Origin of the sequence: Alcanivorax quisquiliarum (assembly GCF_023051175.1) — a bacterium.
GTDB classification, from domain to species: domain Bacteria; phylum Pseudomonadota; class Gammaproteobacteria; order Pseudomonadales; family Alcanivoracaceae; genus Isoalcanivorax; species Isoalcanivorax quisquiliarum.
Map to the genome: position 1 here is coordinate 397,454 of NZ_JALKII010000002.1, position 22,667 is coordinate 420,120.

Here is a 22,667-nt window from a genome sequence, read left to right on the forward strand (position 1 = left end):
AAAAAAGGATATTCATCATGAAAACGACCCGTAATCTCCGTTCTTTCAAGGGGCTATGCAAAGTGGCCGGCGTATCCTTGCTGGCCTGGTGCGCGACCACCGGCCTGGCGCAGGCCGAAGGCTTCTCCATGACCAACATCCAGTTGTTCAGTACCAACAAAGCCAAAGCCGATGCGTTCAACGGCTATGGCACCGCTGATGAAGACCTGACAGTATTCCGTGCAGAGCATTTCAGTGGCTGGCAGTACGGTGACAATTATCTCGCCATGGATATTTTCCACGGTGATGACGTGGGCGGTGGCGCGGCGGGCTCGTTCGGTGCCGACACCAAACACCAGTCGTTCTTTGTGTATCAGCCACGGGTATTTCTGCCGGGCTTGAAAAACATTGCCAATGGCGAATCCTTTATTCGTAATGCGTATTTTTCCTACCGGCGCGAGCAGGGGAGCTACGGCGATTTCTACTCCGATAACGCCGGTATTTCGCTGGATCTTGCCGTGCCCGGCACCCAGTTCTTCGAAATTGATTTTCTGGCGCGCAAAACCAATGTGGATGACGGCACCAAGTGGCTGACGCGCATCGTGTGGCTGGCGCCGTTCAACATCGGCCGTGTCGGCGCGCATTTCGACGGGCTGGTGCTGGTCAAATCCACCGATGATTTCGGCACCAATATTCTGTCGCAAACCGATCTGCTGTTCGATGTGATGAACAAAGGCCAATTGCAGCTGGGTATTCGTCTGGAGCACGCCAGCTATGATGATCCGGCCGGTGGCGATTACTCGCGCACCTCGCCGTACCTGATGGCAAAACTGTTCTTCTGAACAAGAGAATCAAGGCAAATAGCCTGAGCAAATCAGCAACGGCCGCCCGGCCGTTGCTAGCCAAACCCCGGCACGTGGCAGGATTGCAGGAACGCCGGGATGCGCTCCTCCAGCCAGTATCGAGGCTGGCGAGCGCTGCCACTGACAAACCCCACATGCCCGCCGTAGCGCTGAAGATCCAGCGCTACGGCGCTGCTCACGTCCGCTGGGCCAGGGGCCATGCCAGTGGGCATGAACGGATCATCCAGCGCCTGAATGAGCAAGGTGGGCGTGGTGATGCGGCATAGTTTCGGCCCGGCGCTGGCACGCGCATAGTAATCCTCGGCATCTCGAAACCCATGCAGCGGCGCCACAATCCGGTTATCAAAATCACGAAAAGTGCGAATGCCCTCAAGCGGGCCCAGCGCAGCCAGCTGGGCGGCCTGATCCGGTGCACTCTGCGCCAGATGGGTGTGTTTGGCGCGCACCTGGCGTAGCAGCTCGTCGATCAGGTTGCGCCGGTACAGTTTTGAGAATCCCTGCTCCAGCCGCGTGGCACACGGGGCCAGCTCCAGCGGCACGGAAACGGCAATCGCTGCCGGCACGCACGAAGGTGCGTGTTCCGCCAGCCAGTTCAACAACCGGCTGCCGCCGATGGAATAACCGATCACCGGGATGGCGGCGGCTGGATCGGCACGGTGCAGGTGCTGGATAACGGCAGTGAGGTCATCAATCTCGCCGGCATGATAACCCCGCGCCAGATTGTTGGGGCGCTGGCCAGTGCCCCGCGCATTCATCACCACGCTGGGAATGCCCCGTGCTGCCAGCTCGGCCTGCATACCGCGTGCATAATGTGATTCGGCACTGCCGGAAAGCCCGTGCAGGATCAGCACGCGGGTTTGCCCCGGCGCCGGCACACCAGCCACAGATGATCGCCATCTGGCAGCGCCAGTTGCTGCTCACGGCGCGCCAGTGGCCGGTGCCGGCGCAGCAGCGGCCCCCAAAGCGTTTGCAGGTGGGGCGAGCGCAGCATCGGGTGAGTGCGAAAAGCGGTCATCGGCTTCAGTGTGCAAATTGCTCGTCGAAAAACTGGTTCATCATTGTGAAGGCGCGGGCGGCCACACGCGGATGATATTGAGCCTGCCCCGGCGTGTTGGCGGTCGGGTCGCTGAACGAGTGCACCGCGCCGCCAAAGCTGACCAGTTGCCAATCTGCTCCGGCGTTGCGCATTTCTTCCTCAAAGGCGCGCACCTGTTCGGCGGGCACGTAGGGATCATCGGCGCCATGCAGCACCAGCACCGGGGCGGGTAACGCTGTGGTATCGCCAGGGCGAGGGGTATCCAGGTTGCCATGGAACGAGACAAAGCCGCTGATTGCCGCGCCGGCGCGGGCCAGCTCCAGCACGCTGGTGCCGCCGAAGCAGAACCCTGCCGCGCCCAAACGTGTGCTATCCACTTTTAGCGCCTTCTGGCGGGGCTGTACGGTGCGCAGGGTATCCAGCGCGACGGTGGCGCGGCGGCGCATGAGGGCGCGATTGCTGCGCACGGCGGCGGCCGCCTGGGCGGCCTGCTGCTGATTTTGTGGCCGCGCTGCCTTGCCATACATGTCGGCCACCAACACTACATAGCGATCCCCGGCGACGCGAGCCGCCTTGCGTGCGGCGTCGTCGGTCGGCCCCATCCAGTTGGGCACCATCAGGATGCCCGGCGCGGTGCCCGTGAGGCTGCTGTCATAAACCAGCAGGCCCGCGAACGCTTCGCCGTCGATCTCGTAGGGCACGGTTTCAACGATTGTCTCTGCCATGGCCGTTCCTCCGCCCAGCAGTGCCAGGCCAGTGACTGTTGCGAGAGCCAGATGCTTCATGATGTTTCTCTCCGTGTTCTTTCCGTGTTCTTGCCATGCGCCCTCGCCGTGTGGCCTCGGTGCCCTTTGCCGCATTTATGGCGCGCTTATCGGCCGGCCGAGCGCTGGAACAGCTGGGCGCGCATGTCGCCTCCGCTAGCTTCCTTCAGCAATTGCCAGCTGGCCGGCACGACCGGCGCCGGATCATGTCGGCGCGACTCCACATAAATCAGCGCCTCGGTGCTGAGCAGGTTGCGCTGCTCCAGCGCCTCGCAGGCGGGGGAGGCCAGCCCCAGGTCGTAGGGCGGGTCGATGAACACCAGATCAAACGGCGCCTGCGGGATATCCCCAGCCAGCCATTCAAGAGCATCGGCAGCCTGCACGAATACTCGTTCGGCGAAAATTGGCTTGAGCTGACGGGAAAGATCGGCGGCCCGTTCGCGTTTTTTCTCGACCACGACAGCATGAGCGGCGCCTCGGGAGAGCGCCTCGGCGGCGAGCGCACCGGAGCCGGCGAACAGATCCAGCACACGTCGGTCGAGCAGTTTGAATTGCAACCAGTTGAACAGCGTTTCCCGCATCCGGTCGCCGCTGGGGCGCAGATCGCCATCCTGATCGGTGAACAGCAAGCGGCGGCCCCGGTGCTGGCCGCCGATAATGCGCACGCTGCCTTTGCGAACACTCATTGGCGGGCGGCTCCGCTGTCTGTTTCCGCTTCCGTTTCTGGCTCTTTTTCTGCCTCCGTGCCGCTGCCATCGGGATCGGGAGCGCGAGGGCCGATGCTGGCGATGGCCAGGTGCTCGGGGTTCAGATGGCGCTGAAACGCGGCGCGGATCTGCTCGGCCGTGACCTCGCCGATGGCGTGCTGAAAATCGTCAAGATAGCCCAGCGGCAGATCATAAAAGCCCATCGCGCCCAGCTGGCCGACGATATCGCGGTTGGAGGCGGTGGCCAGCGCAAAGCTGCCGGTGAGGTCATCAATGGCCAGTTGCAGCTGTGCCGGGGTCGGGCCGTTATCGACAAAATCCTGAATCAGTGCCAGCGTCAGCGCCAGAGCATCGTCGGCGTTGCTGTTGGCCGTTTGCAGCGATACCGAAAACGGCCCGCCGGAGGCCATTGGCGAAATATGCGAGGAAACGCCATACACCAGACCACGCTTTTGCCGCACTTCGTCCATCAGGATGGCGCTGAAACCGCCGCCGCCAAGAATGTGATTGCCCACATACAACGGCACATAGTCCTCATGGCCGCGCTGGATCAGCTGGTTGCCCAGCGAAATGTGTGTTTGCGACGAGGGGAAATCAATATGGGTAGTGCGGCGCTTGACCAGTGTTGCCGCCACCGGCAGGCGCGCTGCCCGCTCACCTTGCGGCAGTGCTTCACTGAGCGCCTCTGCAATAGTGCGCGCCTGTTCCTCGGTGATATCACCCACCAGCGCAATCACCGCGTTGGCGCCGGTGTAATACTGCTGATAAAAGCGCGCCAGATGTGCCGGCGCCAGCGCTGGCAGGCTTTCCGCGGTGCCACCGGAGGGAATGGCGTAGGGGTGCTCGCCAAACAGCAGTGTATTGAATGCACGCGCCAGCTGCGGGCCGGGCACTTGCTGCTGCATGCGCAGGCTTTGCAAGCGCTGGGTGCGCAACCGATCCAGCGCATCCTCGGGGAAATCCGGGGCGTGGATGATCCGGCGCAGCAGCGCCAGCGCCGGCTCGCGGAATTCGGCATCGCTGAGGGTGGTGAGCGTAATCAGCGCCATGTCGCGATGGCTCGAAGTGCCGAAGGCGGCGCCGATGTCTTCGAAACCGCGCGCAATCTCGCCGACATCAAGGCCATCGGCGCCCTGATCGAGCATGGCGTTGGTCAGCGAGGCAAGCCCGGCGTGCTCGCCGTCGCGGGCGCTGCCGGCATCGAACACCAGCCGCACATCCAGCATGGGCAGCTGCTCGGTGCGTACAAACAGCACGCGGCTGCCGGCGTCGGTCTGCCAGCGCTGGATATCCAGCTGCCGCCGCGCCGGCATGGCGTTCACGACCGTTTCCAGCGTGGTGGGGAAGCTGGCCGCCGGGGCGGCGGCCTGTTGTGGTGTGGTTGGCCAGAGCAGCCAGGCGGCCAGCGCTATCAGCACAGCGAGCGGCAGATACAGCTTATTCATGGGTGCCCTCCTCATCAGCCGGGCTGGCCACCTCGGGCATCACATGGGCGACAGCGCGGCGCGCCGGCACCAGCCATTCGCGGGCAGCGGCGCTCACCTCTTCGGGCGTGACGCGGGCCAGCGCGTCGGCCATCTCGGCGGACAGGCGCCAATCCTCGCCGATCATCGCCAGATAACCCAGCTCCATGGCCTGACCGAACACCGAATCCTGGCCGAACACATGGCCGGAGAGCACCTGAGCGCGCACGCGATCCAGCTCTGCCGGGGCCGGCGGGTGTTCAGCCAGCCGGGCAATCTCGGCTTCGATGGCGTGCTGCAAGGAGGCCAGCGACACGCCCGGCACCGGCGTGGCGGTGACGGTAAACACGCCATCGCCACGGGACAGGCCGGAATATCCGGCACCTGCGCCGGCTGCCAGCCGCTGCCCACGCACCAGATTGGTTTCGATGCGAGCGCTGCTGCCGCCATCCAGCACGCCGGCAAGCATGCTCAACACATAAAAGGTGTGTTTGTCGCTGGCAGTGGCCAGTGAGGGCACGTTCCAGCCCATGTAGAGCGCGGGCACCTGCACTGGCAGCACCAGATCCAGATGGCGGCTCCCTGCTGGGTCGGCCAGCCGAGGTGCCGGGCGAAACGGCACGGTGCCGGCGGGGATCGGTGCAAAGAACTGCTCCACCAGCGGGCTCACCTGCTCGCGGGTGACATCGCCCGCGATCACCAGCACGGCGTTGCCCGGCGCATACCACTGCTGATACCACGCTACGGCCTGGTCAGGATGGTACTGCTCGATCTCGCGGCGCCAGCCGATGATCGGGTGTGCGTAGCCGGTGCCGGGGCGCAGGATGCCGCTGAATTTCTCCCAGGCCAGCGCGTTCGGGTTGTCGTCGGTGCGCTGGCGCCGCTCCTCGGACACCACCTGCACTTCGCGGCTGAATTCTTCCGCATCGATTTCCAGATTGGCCATGCGCTCGGCTTCCAGCTCCAGCGCCAGCGGCAGCCGCGAGGCTTCATACTGCTGGTAATAGCCGGTGTATTCGTAGGAGGTGAAGGCATTGGTCTGGCCGCCGAAGCGCGACACCAGCGAGGTGTAATCGCCCGGCGCCAGGTGCGTGGTGTTCTTGAACATCATGTGTTCAAGCATGTGGCTGATGCCGGTCATGCCGGCCGGCTCGTCGATGCTGCCGACGCGATACCAGAGCATTACGGTGACCACCGGGGCGCGATGATCCTCGCGCACGATTACCGTCAGCCCGTTGTCCAATGTCCATTCATGTGTCGGCGGCAAGTTGCCGGCTTGTGGCGCGGTGCTGGCCAGCAACATCGCCAGCAGCCAGAGTGTGCGCATGGTGTTCCCCCTGCGGCGCACGTCAGGTGCGCGCATTTCTAAGGTTGGTGCGGGATGATAGGATAGCCCGGCGCCAGCCGCATCGCCCGTGACCAGCGGCGCATCACCCGGCTCGCGTGCGCCAGCCTGTTTCGGCTCGCCACCCACAGCATCATCCACAGAAAGACCTGCACGGAAAGACCTGCGATGAACGATGAAGTTTCCCGCCCCGATCCCGATCATGAGGATGGCCGCCCCGAAAGTCAGCCGGGCCAGCCTGAAAAGCCCCGTGGCGGACTGTTCTCGCGGATGTTCCGGCGCACGGACGACGGGGCGAGCGAGGGCGTGAAAAAAGGCGCGGAAGGCGCGCCGGCGGCGGCACAAGCGTCAGCGACAGGAGAGCCATCAGCGCCAGCAGCAACGGAAAAGCCCGCCGAACCAGCACCGGCCGCAGCCGAGGAACAGCCGGGCGAGAGCTTCTGGTCGCGCATGAAGGCTGGCCTGGGCAAGACCCGGCAATCGCTGGGCAAGGGCCTGGCCGATCTGCTGGTCGGCGCCAAGGAAATCGACGACGAGATTTTCGAAGATATCGAAACCCAGCTGCTGGTGGCCGACGTGGGGGTTGAAGCCACCGATGCCATCATCCAGGCGCTGACCGATCGCGTCGGCCGGCAGGAACTGGTCGATGCGGATGCACTCTACGAGGCGTTGCAGGAAGAATTGCGCAACCTGCTGATGCCGGTGGAGCAGCCGCTGATGATCGATGCCGCCAAAAAGCCCTATGTGATTCTCACCGTGGGCGTCAACGGCGTCGGCAAGACCACCACCATCGGCAAGCTGGCACGGCGTTTTCGCAGCGAAGGCAAAACCGTCATGCTGGCGGCCGGGGATACCTTCCGGGCAGCGGCAGTGGAGCAGCTACAAGTGTGGGGCGAGCGCAACGACATTCCGGTGATCGCCCAGCACACCGGCGCAGATTCCGCCTCGGTGCTGTTCGATGGCGTGCAGGCCGCACAGAGCCGTGGCGTGGATGTGCTGATTGCCGACACTGCTGGCCGGCTGCATACCCGTTCCAACCTGATGGACGAGTTGACGAAAGTGGTGCGGGTGATGAAGAAAATGATCCCGGACGCGCCCCATGAAGTGCTGCTGGTGCTGGATGCCGGCACCGGCCAGAACGCCATCAACCAGGCGCTGGAATTCCGCCAGGCGGTGGGCGTCACCGGGCTGGCGCTGACAAAGCTCGATGGCACCGCCAAGGGCGGCATCCTGTTCGCGCTGGCCAAGCGCACCGGGCTGCCGATCCGCTTTATCGGCGTGGGCGAGCAGCTGGAAGATTTGCGCCCCTTCAATGCCGAAGATTTCGTGCAGGCGCTGTTCGAAGACGTGGCCAGATAACGACCCCATGAGGCGTGGATGATCGAGCTCGACCGAGTCAGCAAGCGATATCCCACACCCGGCGGTGGTGGCAAGGACGCGCTGCGGCAGGTGTCGTTGCAATTGCCGGCGGGCGAGCTGACATTTCTGACCGGCCACTCCGGTGCCGGCAAAAGCACCCTGCTGAAGCTGATCATGATGATCGAGCGGCCTACCTCCGGCGATATCTTTGTCGAAGGCGTGTCGCTCAATCGCATCGGCAGCAGCGGCATTCCGCTGCTGCGGCGCAAGATCGGCATGGTGCACCAGAATCACCAGCTGCTGTTCGACCGCAGTGTCTACGACAACGTGGCGCTGCCGCTTATCATCGCCGGCTTTCCCCGTGCCGATATCGGCAAACGGGTGCGCGCCGCGCTGGATAAAGTCGGGCTGCTGGATAAGGAAAAGCTCAATCCGGTAATGCTCTCCGGGGGCGAGCAGCAGCGCGTGGGCATCGCCCGTGCGGTGGTCAACAAGCCGCCGCTGCTGCTGGCCGACGAACCTACCGGCAACCTTGATCCCGCGCTCTCGGCGGAAATCATGGATCTGTTTCAGGATTTCGCTCGGGTCGGCGTGGCCGTCTTGATCGCCACCCACGACCTGACGCTGATCGCCCGTTACCGGCATCGGTTGCTGTCGCTGCGGGAAGGCCGGCTGGTCGCCGATCGGGACGCCGACGAGGATGATGCCGATGGCGCGTAACGCCACGCCGTTGAAAACGCCGCGCAAAGAGAAAGTGGCCCGGCCGCCCCGCGCTGGTGCCCGCATCGCCCGGAGCGGCTGGCAACACCGCTTCCACGCCTGGCGCCTGCACCACCGGGATTCCGCCCTGGATGCGCTGCGCCGCCTGCGCGTGACCCCCGCCGCCACCGCCATGACCGTGCTGGTGATTGCCATTGCGCTCGCGCTACCCGCCGGTATCACCGTGCTGCTGGAGAATGCCCGGGCGGCCACCCAGGGCTGGGATGGCAACGCCCATCTGTCGGTATTTCTGAAACCGGATACCGATGCCGCACGCCAGCAGGCACTGGCCAGCCGCTGGGGCGAGCGCGCCGATGTGGAGCGCGTGGACGTGGTGACCCGCGAGCAGGCGCTGGCGGAGTTTCGGGCGTTGTCCGGCTTCGGTGACGTGATCGATGCGCTGCCTGACAATCCCTTGCCGCCGCTGCTGATCGTCTATCCCGGCGATACCAGCCCGGAGGCGCTGGAGCGGCTCCAGCAACAGCTGGGCGACGCCACCGAAGTGGATCTGGTGCAGCTGGATGTGCTCTGGGTGAAACGCCTGCACGCCATGCTGGAAGTGGCCAGCCGCATCGTCGCGGCACTGACGCTGGCGCTGGCGCTGGCCGTGGTGCTGGTGGTGGTGAACACCATCCGGCTGGCCATCGAGAGCCGCCGTGAAGAGATCGTGGTGGTGAAGATTGTCGGCGGCACCGACGGCTTCGTGCGGCGGCCATTTCTGTATACCGGCTTCTGGTATGGCCTGGCGGGCGGTCTGGTGGCGGTGGTGCTGGTGCAGGTGGCGTTGCTGTGGATCGGCTCGCCGGTGGCGCAGCTCACGTCGCTCTATGAAAGTGAGTATTCGCTAATCGGCATGGGCTTTGTGAATGCGCTGGTGCTGCCTCTGTTCGCCGGGTTGTTGGGGCTGATGGGCGCCTGGCTGGCGGTATCGCGGCATTTGCAGGATGTCGATCCGCATCTGCTCTGACGCTCTACTGGCCAGCGAGCCGACCCGGTATCGGCGCCGCACTTCTGGCAGGGGCAAGCCTGGCAAGGCTCGCTACGCCTGCTGCACGCCATAGGCACAAGCTTTCAAGGGAACTAACCACGCCTTTAGCACTCCAACGATGCGAGTGCTAAAATCGCACTCGGCTCCAGTCACTGAAATGAAAACACTGGGGTTGAAAGTACTGGAGATGGAAAGTACTGGAAACGAAGGTACTGGGAGATAAGGAACATGACCACACAACTGCAAAAGCTGGAAGCCCTGCAACTGAATGTGCCCGGCGCCAGCCTGGATAGTTATATTCAGGCGGTGAACGTCGTACCGGTGCTCAGTGCGGAAGCCGAGCGGGAGCTCGCGGAGCGGTTGTTCTATGAAGAGGATCTGGATGCCGCCCGCAGCCTGGTGCTGTCGCACCTGCGCTTCGTGGTGCATATCGCACGCAGCTATTCCGGCTATGGCCTGCCGCTGGGCGATCTGATCCAGGAAGGGAACGTCGGCCTGATGAAGGCAGTACGCCGGTTCGATCCGAACGTGGGCGTGCGCCTGGTCAGTTTTGCCGTGCACTGGATCAAAGCGGAAATTCACGAGTTCGTGCTGAAAAACTGGCGCATCGTCAAGGTTGCCACCACCAAGTCGCAGCGCAAGCTGTTCTTCAACCTGCGTGGCGCGAAAAAGCGCCTGGGCCGCCTGACGCTGGAAGAATCCCAGCGCGTGGCCGACGATCTGGGCGTGAGCCTGAAAGATGTGCAGGAAATGGAAGGTCGCCTGGCAGCGTTCGATGCGTCGTTCGACGGCCCGATGGACGACGATGACGACAGCCCGATTGTCGCGCCGGCGCACTACCTGCAAGCCGGTGACGACGATCCGGCCGATATCGTTGCCGAAGACGATTGGCAGGATCAGAGCAGCCGTCGCCTGGGCTCGGCACTGCAAAGCCTGGATGACCGCAGCCGCGATATTCTTGAGCGGCGCTGGCTGGCTGACGACAAGACCACCTTGCAGGAGCTGGCAAACGAATATGGCGTCTCCGCAGAACGTATCCGTCAGCTGGAAAATGCCGCCATCGGCAAGCTGCGCAACGCCATGGTGGCGTAAAATCGCATCGCCGAGCGCACCGCAAGGGCGCCGATTAAGGTAACATTGACGCCGCCTTCGGGCGGCGTCGCCGATTGAGCGGCGCGCATCGCAAACAGACGGAGCGTGCAGCATGAAATCCCTGCTGATTCTCGGCACACTCAACGCCGCCCTGGCGGTCATCTGCGGCGCCTTTGGCGCCCATGGGCTGAAAGCACGGGTGGACAGCGCCTTGCTGGAGACCTGGGCCACGGCCAGCGACTATCATCTTTATCATGCACTGGCACTGCTGCTGGCAGGCGTGCTGGCGCGCCAGTTTGGTGCTGCCGGTATTGTCACCGCGGGCTGGATTCTGTTTGCCGGCATGGTGGTGTTCAGCGGCAGCCTGTATTTGCTGGTGTTGACGGGGCAACGCTGGCTCGGGGCGATCACGCCACTGGGCGGCACCGCATTGATTATCGGCTGGCTGTGGCTGGCCTGGGCGTTGTACCGGGCAGCGTGAGCCGCCCGCGACAGGCCGGCACGCAGTTGCCTCGGCTTCACCCGGATTGATGAGCGTTATCATGCAACTTCAGGTAAATGGTGATTTGATCAAATTCGGTGGGCGCACCATCACCGATCTGCTGACCGAGCTTGAAATCCACGGCCGCCGCCTGGCGGTCGAAGTAAACCGCGAGATCATTCCGAAAAGTGCACACGGCGAGTTTGCACTGAGCGACGGCGATATCGTGGAGATCGTACACGCCATCGGCGGCGGCTGAACGGCCGCCGCGCACATTCAGGAGATTCTATGACTCACGACACCTTCGAGATCGCCGGCCGCCGGTTTCAATCCCGCCTTCTGATCGGCACCGGCAAGTACAAGGATTTCGAGGAAACGCGCACGGCTATCGAAGCCAGCGGTGCAGAAATCGTGACGGTGGCAATCCGGCGCACCAATATTGGCCAGGAAGCCGGCGCGCCAAATCTGCTGGATTTCATTCCGCCGGAAAAGTACACCATCTTGCCGAACACCGCTGGCTGCTACACCGCCGACGAAGCCGTGCGCACCTGCCGGCTGGCGCGTGAACTGCTTGATGGCCACGATCTGGTGAAGCTGGAAGTTCTGGGCGATCACAAGACGCTGTACCCGGAAATGCACGAAACCTTGCTGGCGGCTGAAGCGCTGGTGGAAGATGGCTTCAAGGTGATGGTGTATACCAACGACGATCCGATCGCGGCGAAAAAACTGGAAGAGATGGGCTGCGTGGCAGTAATGCCGCTGGGCTCGCTGATCGGCTCCGGCCTCGGCCTGCTCAATCCGCATAACCTGCGCATCATTATCGAAGAAGCAAAAGTGCCAATCATTGTTGATGCCGGTGTCGGCACAGCCAGCGATGCAGCACTGGCCATGGAGCTTGGCTGCGAAGGCGTATTGATGAATTCCGCTATCGCGCACGCGCAAAAACCGGTGCTGATGGCCAGCGCCATGAAAAAAGCCATAGAAGCCGGGCGCGAGGCATTTCTGGCCGGCCGCATGGAGAAGCGCGCTTACGCCAGCGCATCATCGCCGCTGGCGGGCGTGATCGGGCAGTAGTCGGCAATCTTCGGAATTACGGATCGTCGAACAGCAATTGCTTGCCAGCTTCGTTCTGGATCAAGTGCCGAGTATATATTTCCTTGCCATAATCTCCCCCCTCTCCCACAAGGGGAGAGGGGCTAAAAAAGGTGCATCGCCGATTTTCGTGGCGCCATATCCGATATCCGCAAAAGCACCATTGGGTTGTGCAAAATGCTGATTTTTTTCCCCTTTTTCCGTATGGGACAATGGCAGCATTGAACAGCCGCAGGCTGGCCCGAAGGGTAAGCGAATCGGCTTTTTACTCCCCTCTCCCCTTGTGGGAGAGGGGTTGGGGGAGAGGGGGCTGCGGACGTGCAGCTGTCACGATACCAGCTACATGTTGCATTACTTTCACTTATCTTCAGTAGAGATTTTAATAAGAATTCCACAACAAAAAATCCAGAGAGCCAGCCAGCTTCGTTCTAGATCAAGTGCCGAGTATGTATTTCCTTGCCATAATCTCCCCCTCTCCCCAACCCCTTATTCGCTTCGCTCACCCTTCGGGCCAGCCTACGGCTGTTCTGCGCTTCGCTTGTCCCACAAGGGGAGAGGGGCTTAAAAAAAACGGCACAGTCAGATGGCTGCCCCCTCTGGCAGGATAGTTGTCACCCTCTGATTTCAACCAGATAGGCGGCAAGGAAACATCATGGCCCGTTATTCCGAAGAACGTAAGGAAGCCGTACTGAGCAAGCTTCTACCTCCCTACAACATGACCGTGGCGGAGCTGGCCCGTCAGGAAGGCATCTCTGAGCCGACCCTTTATACTTGGCGTAACAAAGCCAAGTCAGAAGGACGCCCCGTGCCAGGTCGCAAAGCCACATCAGAGCAATGGTCAGCTGAAGCCAAGCTCGCAACCGTCATCGAAACCGCCGCTCTCTCCGAAGCGGAGCTCAGCCAGTATTGCCGGGAAAAGGGCTTGTATCCCGAGCAGGTCAAGCAGTGGAAGGCGGAGTCCTTGCAGGGCTTCCAGCACAGTGCAGAGCAGGAAAAGGCCATCCGCCAGCAGGCGCGCAGCGACAAGCAGGAAATCAAGCAGTTGCGCCGGGAGCTACGGCACAAGGAGAAAGCGCTGGCTGAAGCCGCTGCCTTGTTGGTCCTGCGAAAAAAGCTCAATGCGCTCTGGGACAACGACAGCAACGAGGACGCATGACCTCCATCCCGGAGCGCCAATCCATTATCAATCTGACCCAGCAAGCGAACCGAGATGGCGCCCGCCTGACCAAGGCCTGTGCTGAAGCGGGCATCTGTCTGCGCACCTACCGGCGCTGGTATCGTGACGGCGTCGTGCAAGATGACAAGCGCCCCGCAGCCGTCAGACCCGCTCCTATCAATAAGCTATCCGCAACGGAGCAGGAGCAGATTGTCGAGCTGTGCAACAGTCCGGCCTACAGCCAGCTGCCACCGAGCCAGATCGTGCCTGACCTGCTGGACAAGGGGGTTTATCTCGCATCGGAGCCCACCTTCTACCGTGTGCTCAAAGAGGCAGGTCAGCTGCATCATCGGGGACGGTCACTGGCGCCCAGGCTCAGTCCGGCGCCGACGACTCACACAGCCAGCGGCCCCTGCGAAGTCTGGTGCTGGGACATTACCTACTGCCCTTCGACGGTGCGTGGGCAGTTCTACTACCTGTACCTGTTCGAGGATCTCTACAGCCGCAAGATCGTTGGTTACGAAGTCCATGAGACGGAGAGTGGCGAGTATGCCGCCCAGCTCCTGCAACGTAGCCAGTTGCGTGAGCAGTGCCTGCACCAGCCGCTGGTACTGCACTCGGATAACGGTGCGCCGATGAAGGCGCAGACCATGAAGGCCAAGCTGGAGGAGTTGGGCGTACTGCCCTCGTACAGCCGCCCCCGTGTCAGCAACGACAACGCCTTCGTTGAATCGCTGTTCCGGGTACTGAAGTACCGTCCCCAGTGGCCTTCCCGTGGCTTCACCTCGCTGGATGATACTCGGCTATGGGTAGATCGGTTCGTTCGCTGGTACAACACCGAGCATCGGCACAGCAAGCTGCGCTTCGTGACGCCGGAACAGCGGCATAACGGTGAAGATGCTGTGCTGCTGGAGCAGCGCAAGCAGGTGCTGGAGCAGGCCAAACAGAGCATGCCGTCACGTTGGGGTACACGCCCCGTCAGAAACTGCGAGCCTGTCGGGCCGACGACGTTGAACCCGGAAAAGGAACAGCTTATGAAGCAAGCGGCTTAGCTTGGAAACAGTGACAACTATCTTGAAAAACACCGGCTGTGCCGTTTTATTATGCGCGCTACGGCGGGCGGTTCAGTTGTTTGCCGGTGCGCGGCTCACTCGGTGGCTTCAAAGTGCTGGTACAGACGATCCAGCACGGTGCGCAGCAGGCCGTTCTGCAAGCTGATGCGTGCCATCAGCTCGGCCAGTGCGTCGTCATCGCGCAGGTTGTCAAGGTTGTCCTGAGCAATATCCAGTGGCTTGATGCGCTTGAGTTGCAAGGTGTCGGTGAGGTCAAACTCGAATTCGTCATTCCAGACCAGATTCAGTTTCACCACCTGCATATCGGTTTCCAGGTGTGCAAGGATTTCCTCGCGACTGAGGTCCACCGCCGTGAAGCGTACGCTGGCGCCTTCGTCGCTGGTGCTTTTCAGCTCGCAGCGATCACCGAGCGTAAAGCCCGCTGGAAGCTGCGCCGGGTCTTTCAGCCAGGCGCTCATTTGTGTGGCGGGCGAAATATTGGCGGTTGGCCGCGTGACTGGCAAGGAGCCAACCGCCTTACGCAGCATGGACAGCGCCTGCTCGGCGCGCGTATCGGACGCGCTGTCGATCAGCACCCGATGCCGCAGCGTGTCGATCAGCAGGTGCGTGCGACGCGAGCGGGTAAAGGCGCGGGGCATCAGCTCAAAAGTGATTTCATCTTTCAGATCAGCGCGTTCCTTGCGGCCGGGCCGGCGGCCTTCCTTCGCTTCGATCTCCAGCACGCGCTCTTCCAGCTCTTCTTTTACTACTGCGCCGGGCAGCAAGCGTGCGGTTTCCTGATAAACGCAGTACAGCAGCCCTTCGCCGATATGCAGCATTGCGGCCTGATCTTTCAGCGGTGGCACAAAGCCTTCCACGCTGAGAGCCTGCGAAGTGATTTTCGGGCAGCGGGTGGCGTCGAGGTATTCTTCCAGTTCGGCAGCGCTGAAGGCAAACGGCTCCGGGCTCTGGAAGACACAGAGATTCTTGATCCACATAAGCGAGGTATCCTTGAGGGCGCCGCCGCACCTTAACCAACCGGGGCGGCGACCTCAAGCAGAACTGCGATCAGATCAGTGCGCACGCGCTCAGGGTGAGCACCCCGAGAATCACCGCCCACTTGCCGGTGACATATACCGCCCGGTTGCGTTTCTTGATGCGCTTGAGGGCGTTCTTGTAGGCCAGCACATATTGTCCGAGCTGGTTGCCGATACCGTTGTGCGCCGGATCGAGATTATCCACGGCAAACAGGCGATTGAAGAAGCGCCCGAAGCCGAAATAAAGGCGTTGCACCAGGCGGCTCCTGAGCGGCCTATCCACATCCGTCATCAGAATGATGCGCGGTGTCTCGGTATTGTTGTAGGCGTGGTGCAGATAGGTTTCATCAAACAGGATTGCGTCACCATCGCGCCAGGTGTAATCGGCATCGTCGACAAACAGCCCGCAGCCTTCATCGTTCGGCGTGCTCAGGCCAAGAGAATAGCGCAGCGTGTAGGCGAACGGGTCGTGGTGCTTGTTGAGCTTCTTGCCCGGCATCAGCACCGCAAACAGCGCCATGTTCATGCCGGGCACCTGCTCGATCAGCGCCAATGTTCTGGGCGCCAGTTCCCGCGCTGATGGAATATTGTTGTCGTACAGCTTCAGATAAAAACTTTTCCAGCGATTGTCCTTGTAGAAGGAGCTGGCCGGCAGGTCATCCTTGGCGGCGATATGGCCGTGCTGATACAGCGCCAGCGCTTCGTCGCGGATGGTTTCCCAGTTTTCTTCCAGCACTTTCAAGCCCGGAAACAGCGCCGGATCAACACGCGATGTAGTGGGGACTTTCGACAGCAGATAAGCCGGCAGGTTGAACGGCACCATGAAGGTGGAGAAATCCGTCAGCTGCCGGCGCAGGCTCAGCGTATTGGCACAGCGCCAGCGGAGAAACAGGATCGAGCCGACGTATGTGGCGATCACGGCCAGAATAATGATCATCGTGAAACAGCCCCCTTCCAGAAGATATCGCGCCGCCTGTATATAGCCGCCTGTAATAGTTGTGCCCGCGGCGCGCCCGGTGCCTGATGTGCTGGCGCCAGCGCGAAGCATAACCGGAGTCTCGGCCCGCCGAAAGCGGGAGTGTCGGTGAATGAGCGCCCCGGTTCGCTATCGGAAAATACCTTATGAGGCAGTGCGGGGAGCGAGTGGGGTAACCCGCTTGAGGGGTGGTGGATGCACCGCTTCGAGCGTCAAGATGGGGCGCTCAGGATAAAAGAGATAGGGAGCCACAACATGATGATTCAAGGTCGCAGGGTTGCCGGGCTGCTGAGCCTGGCGCTGGGTGTCACACTCACCGCTTGCGGGGGTTCCGGCGGCAGCAGCAGCCGGGGCGGGGCGGCGCTGCCCGAGCACGACCGGGCTGTGATGGCCGGGCTGGCCGGTGCCAGCATGGCACAGGTTGGCATCGGCGTGGCCGGGGATATCGAAGGCAGCGAGCCGGTGCAGCCCATGAGTGGCTCTGGCGACGTTACCCCTCGCGTGGGCACACTGGATGAGCCCGAACTGTGCACATCGGGCAGCCAGACACTCCTGGAGCGCACGGGGCCTAGCCCGGCGGAATTGCCTTCGCCCTATTTTGCCGGTGAGTTCGAGCAAACCGTCATTGATGCCGACGCCTGCCGATTCAGTTTCAGCGGCGGCGGGATGTCGTTCAGTTCCTACACGGATGGGGTGTTCGAGATTGGCTATGCGGAAAACGAGAAGGTGATGTATTTCCGTGCCGCTGATGCAACGGGCGATATCGGTGGTTTTTACCACAGCAGCATGTCCGGTTCGGGGGGTATGCCGAATATGGATATCAAGACGCGGGGTATCGTTCATGTGTGCGAGGGCTGTAGTGCGCCTGAGCATGGCAGCGAGTTCGAAATGCTTGCGTTCCTGCGCACAGAGCAAGCGATCGAGAACACCAGCATGAATATCATTATGGGCGACAGCCTTGCCGAGCCGCTGCAAATGCGCTCATCCGGCACGGTGGGCGGCCAGGGCGAGCGCGTGCTGAACGGCCGCATGGGTTTCTCCATGCGGGGCAATCCGTGCGCCTTTGATGCGATTTACGAGACCATCAGCCCGTTGATAGTGCGCAATCATGATCTGGAGAACGAAACCATCATCGGCGGCGAGCTGGCCATCACCATGGTTGGCGGTGATACCTATGATGTGACGTTCGGCGACGGCATCGTGATGGTCAACGGCAGCGCATTGTCCGAGGCAGACATGCAGCGCTTGCAACGGCACTGCGCTTTTGACGATGAACTATAGGCCGACAACCAGACCGGGGAAGTTATCCGGCCACTGAGGTAAAATGGCGGGCCGATCAACAGATGCTGGCCCGCCATGCTTGATTTCATCAGACAGGATAAAGACCCCGTCACCGGCCGTGTGATGCGTAAGGTGCGCAGCTTCGTATTGCGCGAAGGGCGCCTCACCACCGGCCAGCAGAACGCTATCGAGACACTGTGGCCCACCTACGGCCTGCTGCGCAGCCAGGGCGAGCTGGATGCCAGGGCGACCTTCGGCCGGGAAGCACCGGTGGTGCTGGAGATCGGCTACGGCATGGGCGCGTCTCTTGCGGACATGGCGGCCGCTGCACCCGAGCAGAACTTTATCGGTATCGAAGTGCACCGGCCGGGGGTGGGGGCGTTGCTGATGGAGATCGAGGCGCGGGGCCTTACCAACTTGCGCAGTTACTGCGACGATGCCGTGGACATCCTGGAGCTGTGCATCCCCGACGCCAGCCTGGCTCGTGTGCAGCTTTATTTCCCTGATCCCTGGCACAAGAAAAAACACCACAAGCGCCGTATCGTGCAGCCACCTTTTATCGAGCTGGTACGCCGCAAGCTGGCACCGGGCGGCGTGTTTCATATGGCGACGGACTGGGAAGATTACGCCGTACACATGCGGGCGCTGATGGAAGGCGCTGGCGGCTGGCGCAACGAAGCCGGGCCGGGCAGCTATGCCGAACGCCCGGTGTGGCGGCCGGAGACCAAATTCGAGCGCCGTGGCGCCCGGTTGGGCCACGGGGTCTGGGATCTGCTTTATTCCCGCGCTGACTGAGTGCCGCCGAGCAGCCAGTGCAGGCTGATCGTCACCAGGCGCAGCTTGATGTTTTCCATGCGGTAATCATCGAAGGCGAGATTCAGCACCGCATCAGGCCCGGCCCGGAACTCCACGCCGGCGCCGCGCACGCGATCACTGCCGGAAAAGGTGCTGCTCCAGGGGCCAGAAGTGGGCTGCATATCCAGCCGCCAGCGCCAGGTGCCGTAGCGGGCGGTCAGCGCCCAGCGTTCGCTCACGGGCAGGCTGGCGATAGCCGACAGCCCGTAGCCATAGGCGTTCGCATCGCGCTCCAGCGCTTCATCGGAAAAGAACAGATCGGTGCCCGTGAGCGTGCCTTCCACGCCCAGCCAGCGATTGAAACGCCAGCCCAGCCCGGCGATGGCCGCCACATCGGTGTCACGAAATCGGGGGTTGCCACGGTTGCCGGGATAGTCGCCGGCTGCGGTAGTGCGGGAGACACCCGCGCCGAGGCGCACATAGCTGTCCGCCGCAGCAAGGAGTGGCCAGGCGGCCGGCAGGCAAGCTATCAATAGCGGCAGTAAGAGGCGCATCGGTTTCCCCAGCAAGACAAATCAGGCCAAGAGTACTCCAGCCGCAAGCGCGGTGGATCACCGGCCGGCTGAAACTTCGCGCAGCCGGACAGACGCCAGCGTGCCAGCCAGCCCCATGCCGCCGAGCAGCCACAGCACCACTTGCGTGGAAATCATCGCAGCCAGCGCACTCAGCCCGCCCGCCACCAATAACAGCACGCCGATAACGGTATTGCTGACCGCCACATAATCGGTGCGCTTGTTGCCGCCAGCCATATCGACCAGATAAGTCTTGCGGCCAATGCGCACCCCGGCGTGCGCCACCGAAAGCACAAAAAACAGCAGTGGATACAGCCAGGCGCCGGTGGCGCCGGGCATGGTGCCCAGGGCGGCAGCGGCGAGGCAGGAAAGGCTCGCCAGGGTGCCGCCGTGGATCATTACCCGGCGCGAGGAGCTGTCGGCCATGAAGCCCCAGATGGAAGCACTTAGTGCGGTGGCGAGGCTGGCGGCGATCATGAAGCTGCCGAGCAGCAGCGCGCCGCCGCCTTCCTGTTGCGCGAGCACGACAATAAACGGCGAGCCCAGCGCCGAGGCCATCAATAACGCTCGGGAAATCACAAACCAGCGAAACGGTGCGTCATCGCGCAGCAGCGACAGGCTGTGTATGGCCTGACGCAGTGCGTGGCCGCCGCCGTGTGTTTCGCCACCGAACTCGCTGACGCGGCCAAACAACCAGGCGGCAACAAGCCAGGCACCGGCTGCGGTCAGCAGCAGGCCGGTATAGAGCGCCAGCGAGGGCTCGGTGCTGTCACGAAACAGCGCCACCGCCAGCGCCAGCGTGACCAGGCCGGAAAGGGTAGCGGCCAGACCGCTGAGCCGACCGCGCCGGGATTTCGGAATGGTTTTGCCTTGCACATCCTTCAGTGCCACCGAGCACAGGCCTCGCGCCAGGCTGAAGGCCACCAGCAGCACAATGATCGCCAGCCCGGCGGCAAGGCCATTGAGCAGCCACACGCTGGCGGCCATGCCGAGCACGGCCACGCCTTGCAGGACAGCGCCAAGCACCCAGAACGGCTTGCGTTGCGGGTGCTGCCGCACCCAGGCGCCGATGGCCAGTTGCGGAATCATCGAGCCGGATTCGCGAATGGGCACCAGCAGCGATACCAGTGCCGCCGGAGCGCCCAAGGCAGGGATCAGCCAGGCCAGCACGGTTTTCGGATTGATCAGCAGATCGCCGATGCTGGTCAGCACCTGGCTGCACAGCATGAGCAGGAAGTTGCCGGGCACTTCGCGGCAGGCGTCGTCGGAAATATCCGTGCAGACGCGCGCATCTTCTTCGTTGGCGACCAGCGAATAAAATCGTTCGGAGGTGTTGCGCAACATGCCGGTACTCCGTTCAACCCGTTATCCAGTGAGCAAGGCAAACGCAGCCTGACCGCGTGGCGGTTTTGCTGATAAACGCCGGGCGGTGTCTGGCAGAGCAGCCGCCCGGTGACACGTTACGTCTCAGAGGCCGAGGTTATCCAGCACTTTCAGCGTCGGGGCGGCCTGGTTCATGGTATAAAAATGCAGCCCCGGCGCGCCCATGGCAAGCAAACGCTCGCACAAACGGGTGACGATTTCGGTACCGAAAGCCCGCACGGCGACTTCGTCATCTTTCAGGTCATTCAGCTTGCTCGCCAGCCAGCGCGGGATGTCAGCACCGCAGGTATTGGAAAAGCGGATCAGGTTGGCCACGTTCAGAATCGGCATGATGCCGGGATACACCGGCGCATCACAACCCTGCTTCTGAAGCGCGTCCATAAAGAAGCCGTATGCATCGGCGTTATAAAAATACTGCGTCAGCCCGGCATTGGCGCCTGCGTCGATCTTGCGTTTGAAGTGGGCAATATCGTCGGCGAAGCTGCGTGCCTGCGGGTGCATTTCCGGGTAGGCGGCCACTTCCAGAGTGAAATGATCGCCACTCACTTCGCGAATCAGCCGTACCAGATCGTCGGCGTATTTCAATTCGCCCTGGGCATAGCCCATGCCGGAGGGGAGATCACCGCGTAGTGCCACGATACGGGTTACGCCGCTGTCGCGGTAGCCGTTGATCAGCTTCACCAGTTCTTCGCGCCCTTCGCCGATGCAGCTCAGGTGTGGCGCGGTATCCGCGTGGTGCTCGCGCAGCTGTGCCACGGTGTTAAGGGTATTGTCGCGGGTGGAGCCACCGGCGCCATAAGTGCAGGAAAAAAACGCGGGCTTGCGCGCCAGCAGCTGCTGCTGCACACCCAGCAGTTTTTCCAGCCCTTCACTGGTTTTGGGCGGGAAAAACTCGAAACTTATACGTTTGGCTGTCATGTAATTATCTCATCATCCGGCAGGGTGGGTTGTGGGGCGCGCCGCGCCCCGAACCGGCCTTGCTCAGTAACGATAATGCTCCGGCTTGAAGGGGCCGTCCGCGCTCACGCCGATGTAGTCGGCCTGAGTCTCGGTGAGGCGCGTGATCACGCCGCCAAAGCCCTGCACCATGTAACGCGCCACTTCTTCATCCAGTTGCTTGGGCAGCACTTCCACCTTGAGCATTTGCGCTTTTTCCTGTTCGCTTCGGTTGGCATAGCCTTGTTCGAACAGATACATCTGCGCCAGCACCTGGTTGGCGAAGGAGCCATCCATGATGCGGCTCGGGTGCCCGGTGGCATTGCCCAGGTTGACCAGCCGGCCTTCGGACAGCAGCAACAGGAAATCGCCTTGCTGTTTATTGCGCCAGACGCGGTGCACCTGCGGCTTGACCTCTTCCCACTCCCAGTTGCTGCGCATCCAGGCGGTGTCGATCTCGTTGTCGAAGTGGCCGATATTGCTGACCACACAGCCGGGTTTGAGTGCTTGCAGCATATTGGCATCGCACACGTTCACGTTGCCGGTGGTGGTGACGACCACGTCAATCTGGCCGAGCAGCTCGCGATCGAGGCTGTCCGGCTTGCCGGTGTTGATGCCGTCGATGTAAGGGCTCACCACTTCGTAGCCATCCATGCAGGCTTGCATGGCGCAGATCGGATCAATCTCGGTGACGCGCACGATCATGCCTTCCTGGCGCAGCGATTGCGCCGAGCCCTTGCCCACATCGCCGTAGCCGATCACCAGCGCTTTCTTGCCGGAAAGCAGATGGTCGGTGCCGCGCTTGATGGCATCGTTGAGGGAGTGGCGGCAGCCGTACTTGTTGTCGTTCTTGGATTTGGTGACCGAATCGTTCACGTTCACCGCCGGCACTTTCAATGTGCCTGCCTTGAGCATTTCATAAAGACGATGCACGCCGGTGGTGGTTTCTTCGGTGATGCCGTGAATCTTCTCCAGCATTTCCGGATAGTTGTCGTGAATGTGCGCGGTCAGATCACCGCCGTCATCCAGAATCATGTTGGCATCCCACAGCTTGCCATCGGCATCACGGCAGGTTTGCTCGATACACCAGATATACTCTTCTTCGGTTTCGCCTTTCCAGGCAAATACCGGCACGCCGGCGGCAGCCATGGCGGCGGCGGCATGATCCTGGGTGGAGAAAATATTGCAGCTCGACCAGCGCACCTCGGCACCCAGCGCGCGCAGGGTTTCGATCAGCACAGCGGTCTGGATGGTCATGTGGATGCAGCCGATGATGCGAGCATCCTTGAGTGGCTGCGTTGCGCGATATTTCTCGCGGATGGCCATCAGTGCGGGCATTTCTGTTTCAGCAATTTCGATTTCCATGCGGCCCCAATCGGCCAGTGAAATATCGGCAACCTTGTAATCAGCGGTGGGCGTGGTCTTGGCGTTCATGGTTCCTCCGTTGCAGGTCGGGCGTCAAAAAAAGCGGACGCCGGACGCTTAAGGTGTACAGGCGCAGCGAGGCGCCTGAATAAAATCCGGCTAAAGGAGCCGAGCGTATTCGTCGAG

The 22,667-nt window shown here is 62.0% G+C and carries 23 protein-coding genes; 11 read left to right on the top strand and 12 right to left on the bottom strand.

What is annotated here, in order from left to right; genetic code table 11:
• Positions 1–17 precede the first annotated feature (17 nt).
• Entirely contained in the window at positions 18–821 is an 804-nt protein-coding gene (locus MU846_RS04785; RefSeq protein ID WP_246949077.1) for a hypothetical protein, read from the top strand.
• Positions 822–877: 56 nt separating this feature from the next.
• Here the strand turns inward: MU846_RS04785 and MU846_RS04790 are convergent, their stop codons facing one another.
• From MU846_RS04790 to MU846_RS04815, 6 genes are all read right to left on the bottom strand, one after another.
• Positions 878–1,726 (bottom strand): YheT family hydrolase, encoded by an 849-nt coding sequence (locus MU846_RS04790; RefSeq protein ID WP_246949088.1) that lies wholly within the window; start codon positions 1,724–1,726, stop codon positions 878–880.
• Positions 1,687–1,857, bottom strand: coding sequence for a hypothetical protein (locus tag MU846_RS04795; protein ID WP_246949090.1), 171 nt, complete (start codon positions 1,855–1,857; stop codon positions 1,687–1,689). Before MU846_RS04795 ends, MU846_RS04790 begins: the two co-directional genes overlap by 40 nt.
• Before the next feature lie 5 nt (positions 1,858–1,862).
• Positions 1,863–2,663, bottom strand: coding sequence for a dienelactone hydrolase family protein (locus MU846_RS04800; RefSeq protein ID WP_246949092.1), 801 nt, complete (start codon positions 2,661–2,663; stop codon positions 1,863–1,865).
• A gap of 86 nt (positions 2,664–2,749) precedes the next feature.
• On the bottom strand, positions 2,750–3,328 hold the full coding sequence (rsmD, locus tag MU846_RS04805) for a 16S rRNA (guanine(966)-N(2))-methyltransferase RsmD (protein WP_246949102.1): 579 nt from the start codon (positions 3,326–3,328) through the stop codon (positions 2,750–2,752).
• Complete coding sequence (locus MU846_RS04810) at positions 3,325–4,794, bottom strand: M16 family metallopeptidase (RefSeq protein ID WP_246949104.1); 1,470 nt, start codon at positions 4,792–4,794, stop codon at positions 3,325–3,327. The genes rsmD and MU846_RS04810 overlap by 4 nt, the downstream gene beginning before the upstream one ends.
• Positions 4,787–6,139, bottom strand: coding sequence for a M16 family metallopeptidase (locus MU846_RS04815; RefSeq protein WP_246949105.1), 1,353 nt, complete (start codon positions 6,137–6,139; stop codon positions 4,787–4,789). The genes MU846_RS04810 and MU846_RS04815 overlap by 8 nt, the downstream gene beginning before the upstream one ends.
• A gap of 186 nt (positions 6,140–6,325) precedes the next feature.
• On the opposite strand from MU846_RS04815, the gene ftsY reads away from it, so the two are divergent.
• The 8 genes from ftsY to MU846_RS04855 all read left to right on the top strand — a co-directional run bounded on the left by ftsY (position 6,326) and on the right by MU846_RS04855 (position 14,136).
• Positions 6,326–7,516 carry a signal recognition particle-docking protein FtsY gene (gene ftsY, locus MU846_RS04820; RefSeq protein WP_246949108.1) on the top strand — a complete coding sequence of 397 codons (1,191 nt, stop codon included), beginning with the start codon at positions 6,326–6,328 and terminating at the stop codon, positions 7,514–7,516.
• Positions 7,517–7,534: 18 nt separating this feature from the next.
• Positions 7,535–8,236 carry a cell division ATP-binding protein FtsE gene (gene ftsE, locus MU846_RS04825; RefSeq protein WP_246949119.1) on the top strand — a complete coding sequence of 234 codons (702 nt, stop codon included), beginning with the start codon at positions 7,535–7,537 and terminating at the stop codon, positions 8,234–8,236.
• Positions 8,226–9,242 carry a permease-like cell division protein FtsX gene (gene ftsX, locus MU846_RS04830; RefSeq protein WP_246949133.1) on the top strand — a complete coding sequence of 339 codons (1,017 nt, stop codon included), beginning with the start codon at positions 8,226–8,228 and terminating at the stop codon, positions 9,240–9,242. The genes ftsE and ftsX overlap by 11 nt, the downstream gene beginning before the upstream one ends.
• 249 nt (positions 9,243–9,491) lie before the next feature.
• Entirely contained in the window at positions 9,492–10,355 is an 864-nt protein-coding gene (rpoH, locus tag MU846_RS04835; protein WP_246949136.1) for an RNA polymerase sigma factor RpoH, read from the top strand.
• A 112-nt stretch (positions 10,356–10,467) separates the two neighbouring features.
• Positions 10,468–10,836, top strand: coding sequence for a DUF423 domain-containing protein (locus MU846_RS04840; RefSeq protein WP_246949139.1), 369 nt, complete (start codon positions 10,468–10,470; stop codon positions 10,834–10,836).
• 61 nt (positions 10,837–10,897) lie between these two features.
• A complete protein-coding gene (thiS, locus tag MU846_RS04845; RefSeq protein WP_246949142.1) occupies positions 10,898–11,095 on the top strand; it encodes a sulfur carrier protein ThiS in 198 nt (65 codons plus the stop codon).
• 29 nt (positions 11,096–11,124) lie between these two features.
• Positions 11,125–11,910: a thiazole synthase gene (locus MU846_RS04850; protein ID WP_246949147.1), complete on the top strand. Its 786-nt coding sequence runs from the start codon at positions 11,125–11,127 to the stop codon at positions 11,908–11,910.
• Between the two features lie 670 nt (positions 11,911–12,580).
• A protein-coding gene (locus MU846_RS04855) for an IS3 family transposase (protein ID WP_371738596.1) occupies positions 12,581–14,136 on the top strand; the annotation gives its coding sequence in 2 pieces (ribosomal slippage) (positions 12,581–13,034 and positions 13,034–14,136; 1,557 coding nt in all).
• A gap of 95 nt (positions 14,137–14,231) precedes the next feature.
• Here MU846_RS04855 and MU846_RS04860 read toward each other — a convergent pair.
• On the bottom strand, positions 14,232–15,134 hold the full coding sequence (locus tag MU846_RS04860) for a recombination-associated protein RdgC (RefSeq protein WP_246949152.1): 903 nt from the start codon (positions 15,132–15,134) through the stop codon (positions 14,232–14,234).
• A 70-nt stretch (positions 15,135–15,204) separates the two neighbouring features.
• Positions 15,205–16,110, bottom strand: coding sequence for an aspartyl/asparaginyl beta-hydroxylase domain-containing protein (locus MU846_RS04865; protein ID WP_246949156.1), 906 nt, complete (start codon positions 16,108–16,110; stop codon positions 15,205–15,207).
• 294 nt (positions 16,111–16,404) lie between these two features.
• On the opposite strand from MU846_RS04865, the gene MU846_RS04870 reads away from it, so the two are divergent.
• Positions 16,405–17,430, top strand: a complete 1,026-nt coding sequence (locus tag MU846_RS04870; RefSeq protein WP_246949159.1) for a hypothetical protein — start codon at positions 16,405–16,407, stop codon at positions 17,428–17,430.
• Positions 17,431–17,505: 75 nt separating this feature from the next.
• Positions 17,506–18,225: a tRNA (guanosine(46)-N7)-methyltransferase TrmB gene (gene trmB / locus MU846_RS04875; RefSeq protein ID WP_246949178.1), complete on the top strand. Its 720-nt coding sequence runs from the start codon at positions 17,506–17,508 to the stop codon at positions 18,223–18,225.
• Here trmB and MU846_RS04880 read toward each other — a convergent pair.
• The 4 genes from MU846_RS04880 to ahcY form a co-directional block, all read right to left on the bottom strand.
• Positions 18,207–18,779: an outer membrane beta-barrel protein gene (locus tag MU846_RS04880; protein ID WP_246949180.1), complete on the bottom strand. Its 573-nt coding sequence runs from the start codon at positions 18,777–18,779 to the stop codon at positions 18,207–18,209. The genes trmB and MU846_RS04880 overlap by 19 nt on opposite strands.
• Positions 18,780–18,836: 57 nt before the next feature.
• A complete protein-coding gene (locus MU846_RS04885) occupies positions 18,837–20,141 on the bottom strand; it encodes an MFS transporter (protein ID WP_246949183.1) in 1,305 nt (434 codons plus the stop codon).
• A gap of 123 nt (positions 20,142–20,264) precedes the next feature.
• Entirely contained in the window at positions 20,265–21,098 is an 834-nt protein-coding gene (metF, locus tag MU846_RS04890) for a methylenetetrahydrofolate reductase [NAD(P)H] (protein WP_246949198.1), read from the bottom strand.
• A gap of 63 nt (positions 21,099–21,161) precedes the next feature.
• Positions 21,162–22,550 (bottom strand): adenosylhomocysteinase, encoded by a 1,389-nt coding sequence (gene ahcY / locus MU846_RS04895; RefSeq protein WP_246949201.1) that lies wholly within the window; start codon positions 22,548–22,550, stop codon positions 21,162–21,164.
• Positions 22,551–22,667: the final 117 nt, after the last annotated feature.

Coding starts and splice junctions, on each gene's coding strand:
- MU846_RS04785 (WP_246949077.1), top strand. CDS start 18: ATGAAAACGACCCGTAATCTCCGTTCTTTCAAGGGGCTATGCAAAGTG.
- MU846_RS04795 (WP_246949090.1), bottom strand. CDS start 1,857: ATGACCGCTTTTCGCACTCACCCGATGCTGCGCTCGCCCCACCTGCAA.
- MU846_RS04800 (WP_246949092.1), bottom strand. CDS start 2,663: ATGAAGCATCTGGCTCTCGCAACAGTCACTGGCCTGGCACTGCTGGGC.
- rsmD (WP_246949102.1), bottom strand. CDS start 3,328: ATGAGTGTTCGCAAAGGCAGCGTGCGCATTATCGGCGGCCAGCACCGG.
- MU846_RS04810 (WP_246949104.1), bottom strand. CDS start 4,794: ATGAATAAGCTGTATCTGCCGCTCGCTGTGCTGATAGCGCTGGCCGCC.
- MU846_RS04815 (WP_246949105.1), bottom strand. CDS start 6,139: ATGCGCACACTCTGGCTGCTGGCGATGTTGCTGGCCAGCACCGCGCCA.
- ftsY (WP_246949108.1), top strand. CDS start 6,326: ATGAACGATGAAGTTTCCCGCCCCGATCCCGATCATGAGGATGGCCGC.
- ftsE (WP_246949119.1), top strand. CDS start 7,535: ATGATCGAGCTCGACCGAGTCAGCAAGCGATATCCCACACCCGGCGGT.
- ftsX (WP_246949133.1), top strand. CDS start 8,226: ATGGCGCGTAACGCCACGCCGTTGAAAACGCCGCGCAAAGAGAAAGTG.
- rpoH (WP_246949136.1), top strand. CDS start 9,492: ATGACCACACAACTGCAAAAGCTGGAAGCCCTGCAACTGAATGTGCCC.
- MU846_RS04840 (WP_246949139.1), top strand. CDS start 10,468: ATGAAATCCCTGCTGATTCTCGGCACACTCAACGCCGCCCTGGCGGTC.
- thiS (WP_246949142.1), top strand. CDS start 10,898: ATGCAACTTCAGGTAAATGGTGATTTGATCAAATTCGGTGGGCGCACC.
- MU846_RS04850 (WP_246949147.1), top strand. CDS start 11,125: ATGACTCACGACACCTTCGAGATCGCCGGCCGCCGGTTTCAATCCCGC.
- MU846_RS04860 (WP_246949152.1), bottom strand. CDS start 15,134: ATGTGGATCAAGAATCTCTGTGTCTTCCAGAGCCCGGAGCCGTTTGCC.
- MU846_RS04865 (WP_246949156.1), bottom strand. CDS start 16,110: ATGATCATTATTCTGGCCGTGATCGCCACATACGTCGGCTCGATCCTG.
- MU846_RS04870 (WP_246949159.1), top strand. CDS start 16,405: ATGATGATTCAAGGTCGCAGGGTTGCCGGGCTGCTGAGCCTGGCGCTG.
- trmB (WP_246949178.1), top strand. CDS start 17,506: ATGCTTGATTTCATCAGACAGGATAAAGACCCCGTCACCGGCCGTGTG.
- MU846_RS04880 (WP_246949180.1), bottom strand. CDS start 18,779: ATGCGCCTCTTACTGCCGCTATTGATAGCTTGCCTGCCGGCCGCCTGG.
- MU846_RS04885 (WP_246949183.1), bottom strand. CDS start 20,141: ATGTTGCGCAACACCTCCGAACGATTTTATTCGCTGGTCGCCAACGAA.
- metF (WP_246949198.1), bottom strand. CDS start 21,098: ATGACAGCCAAACGTATAAGTTTCGAGTTTTTCCCGCCCAAAACCAGT.
- ahcY (WP_246949201.1), bottom strand. CDS start 22,550: ATGAACGCCAAGACCACGCCCACCGCTGATTACAAGGTTGCCGATATT.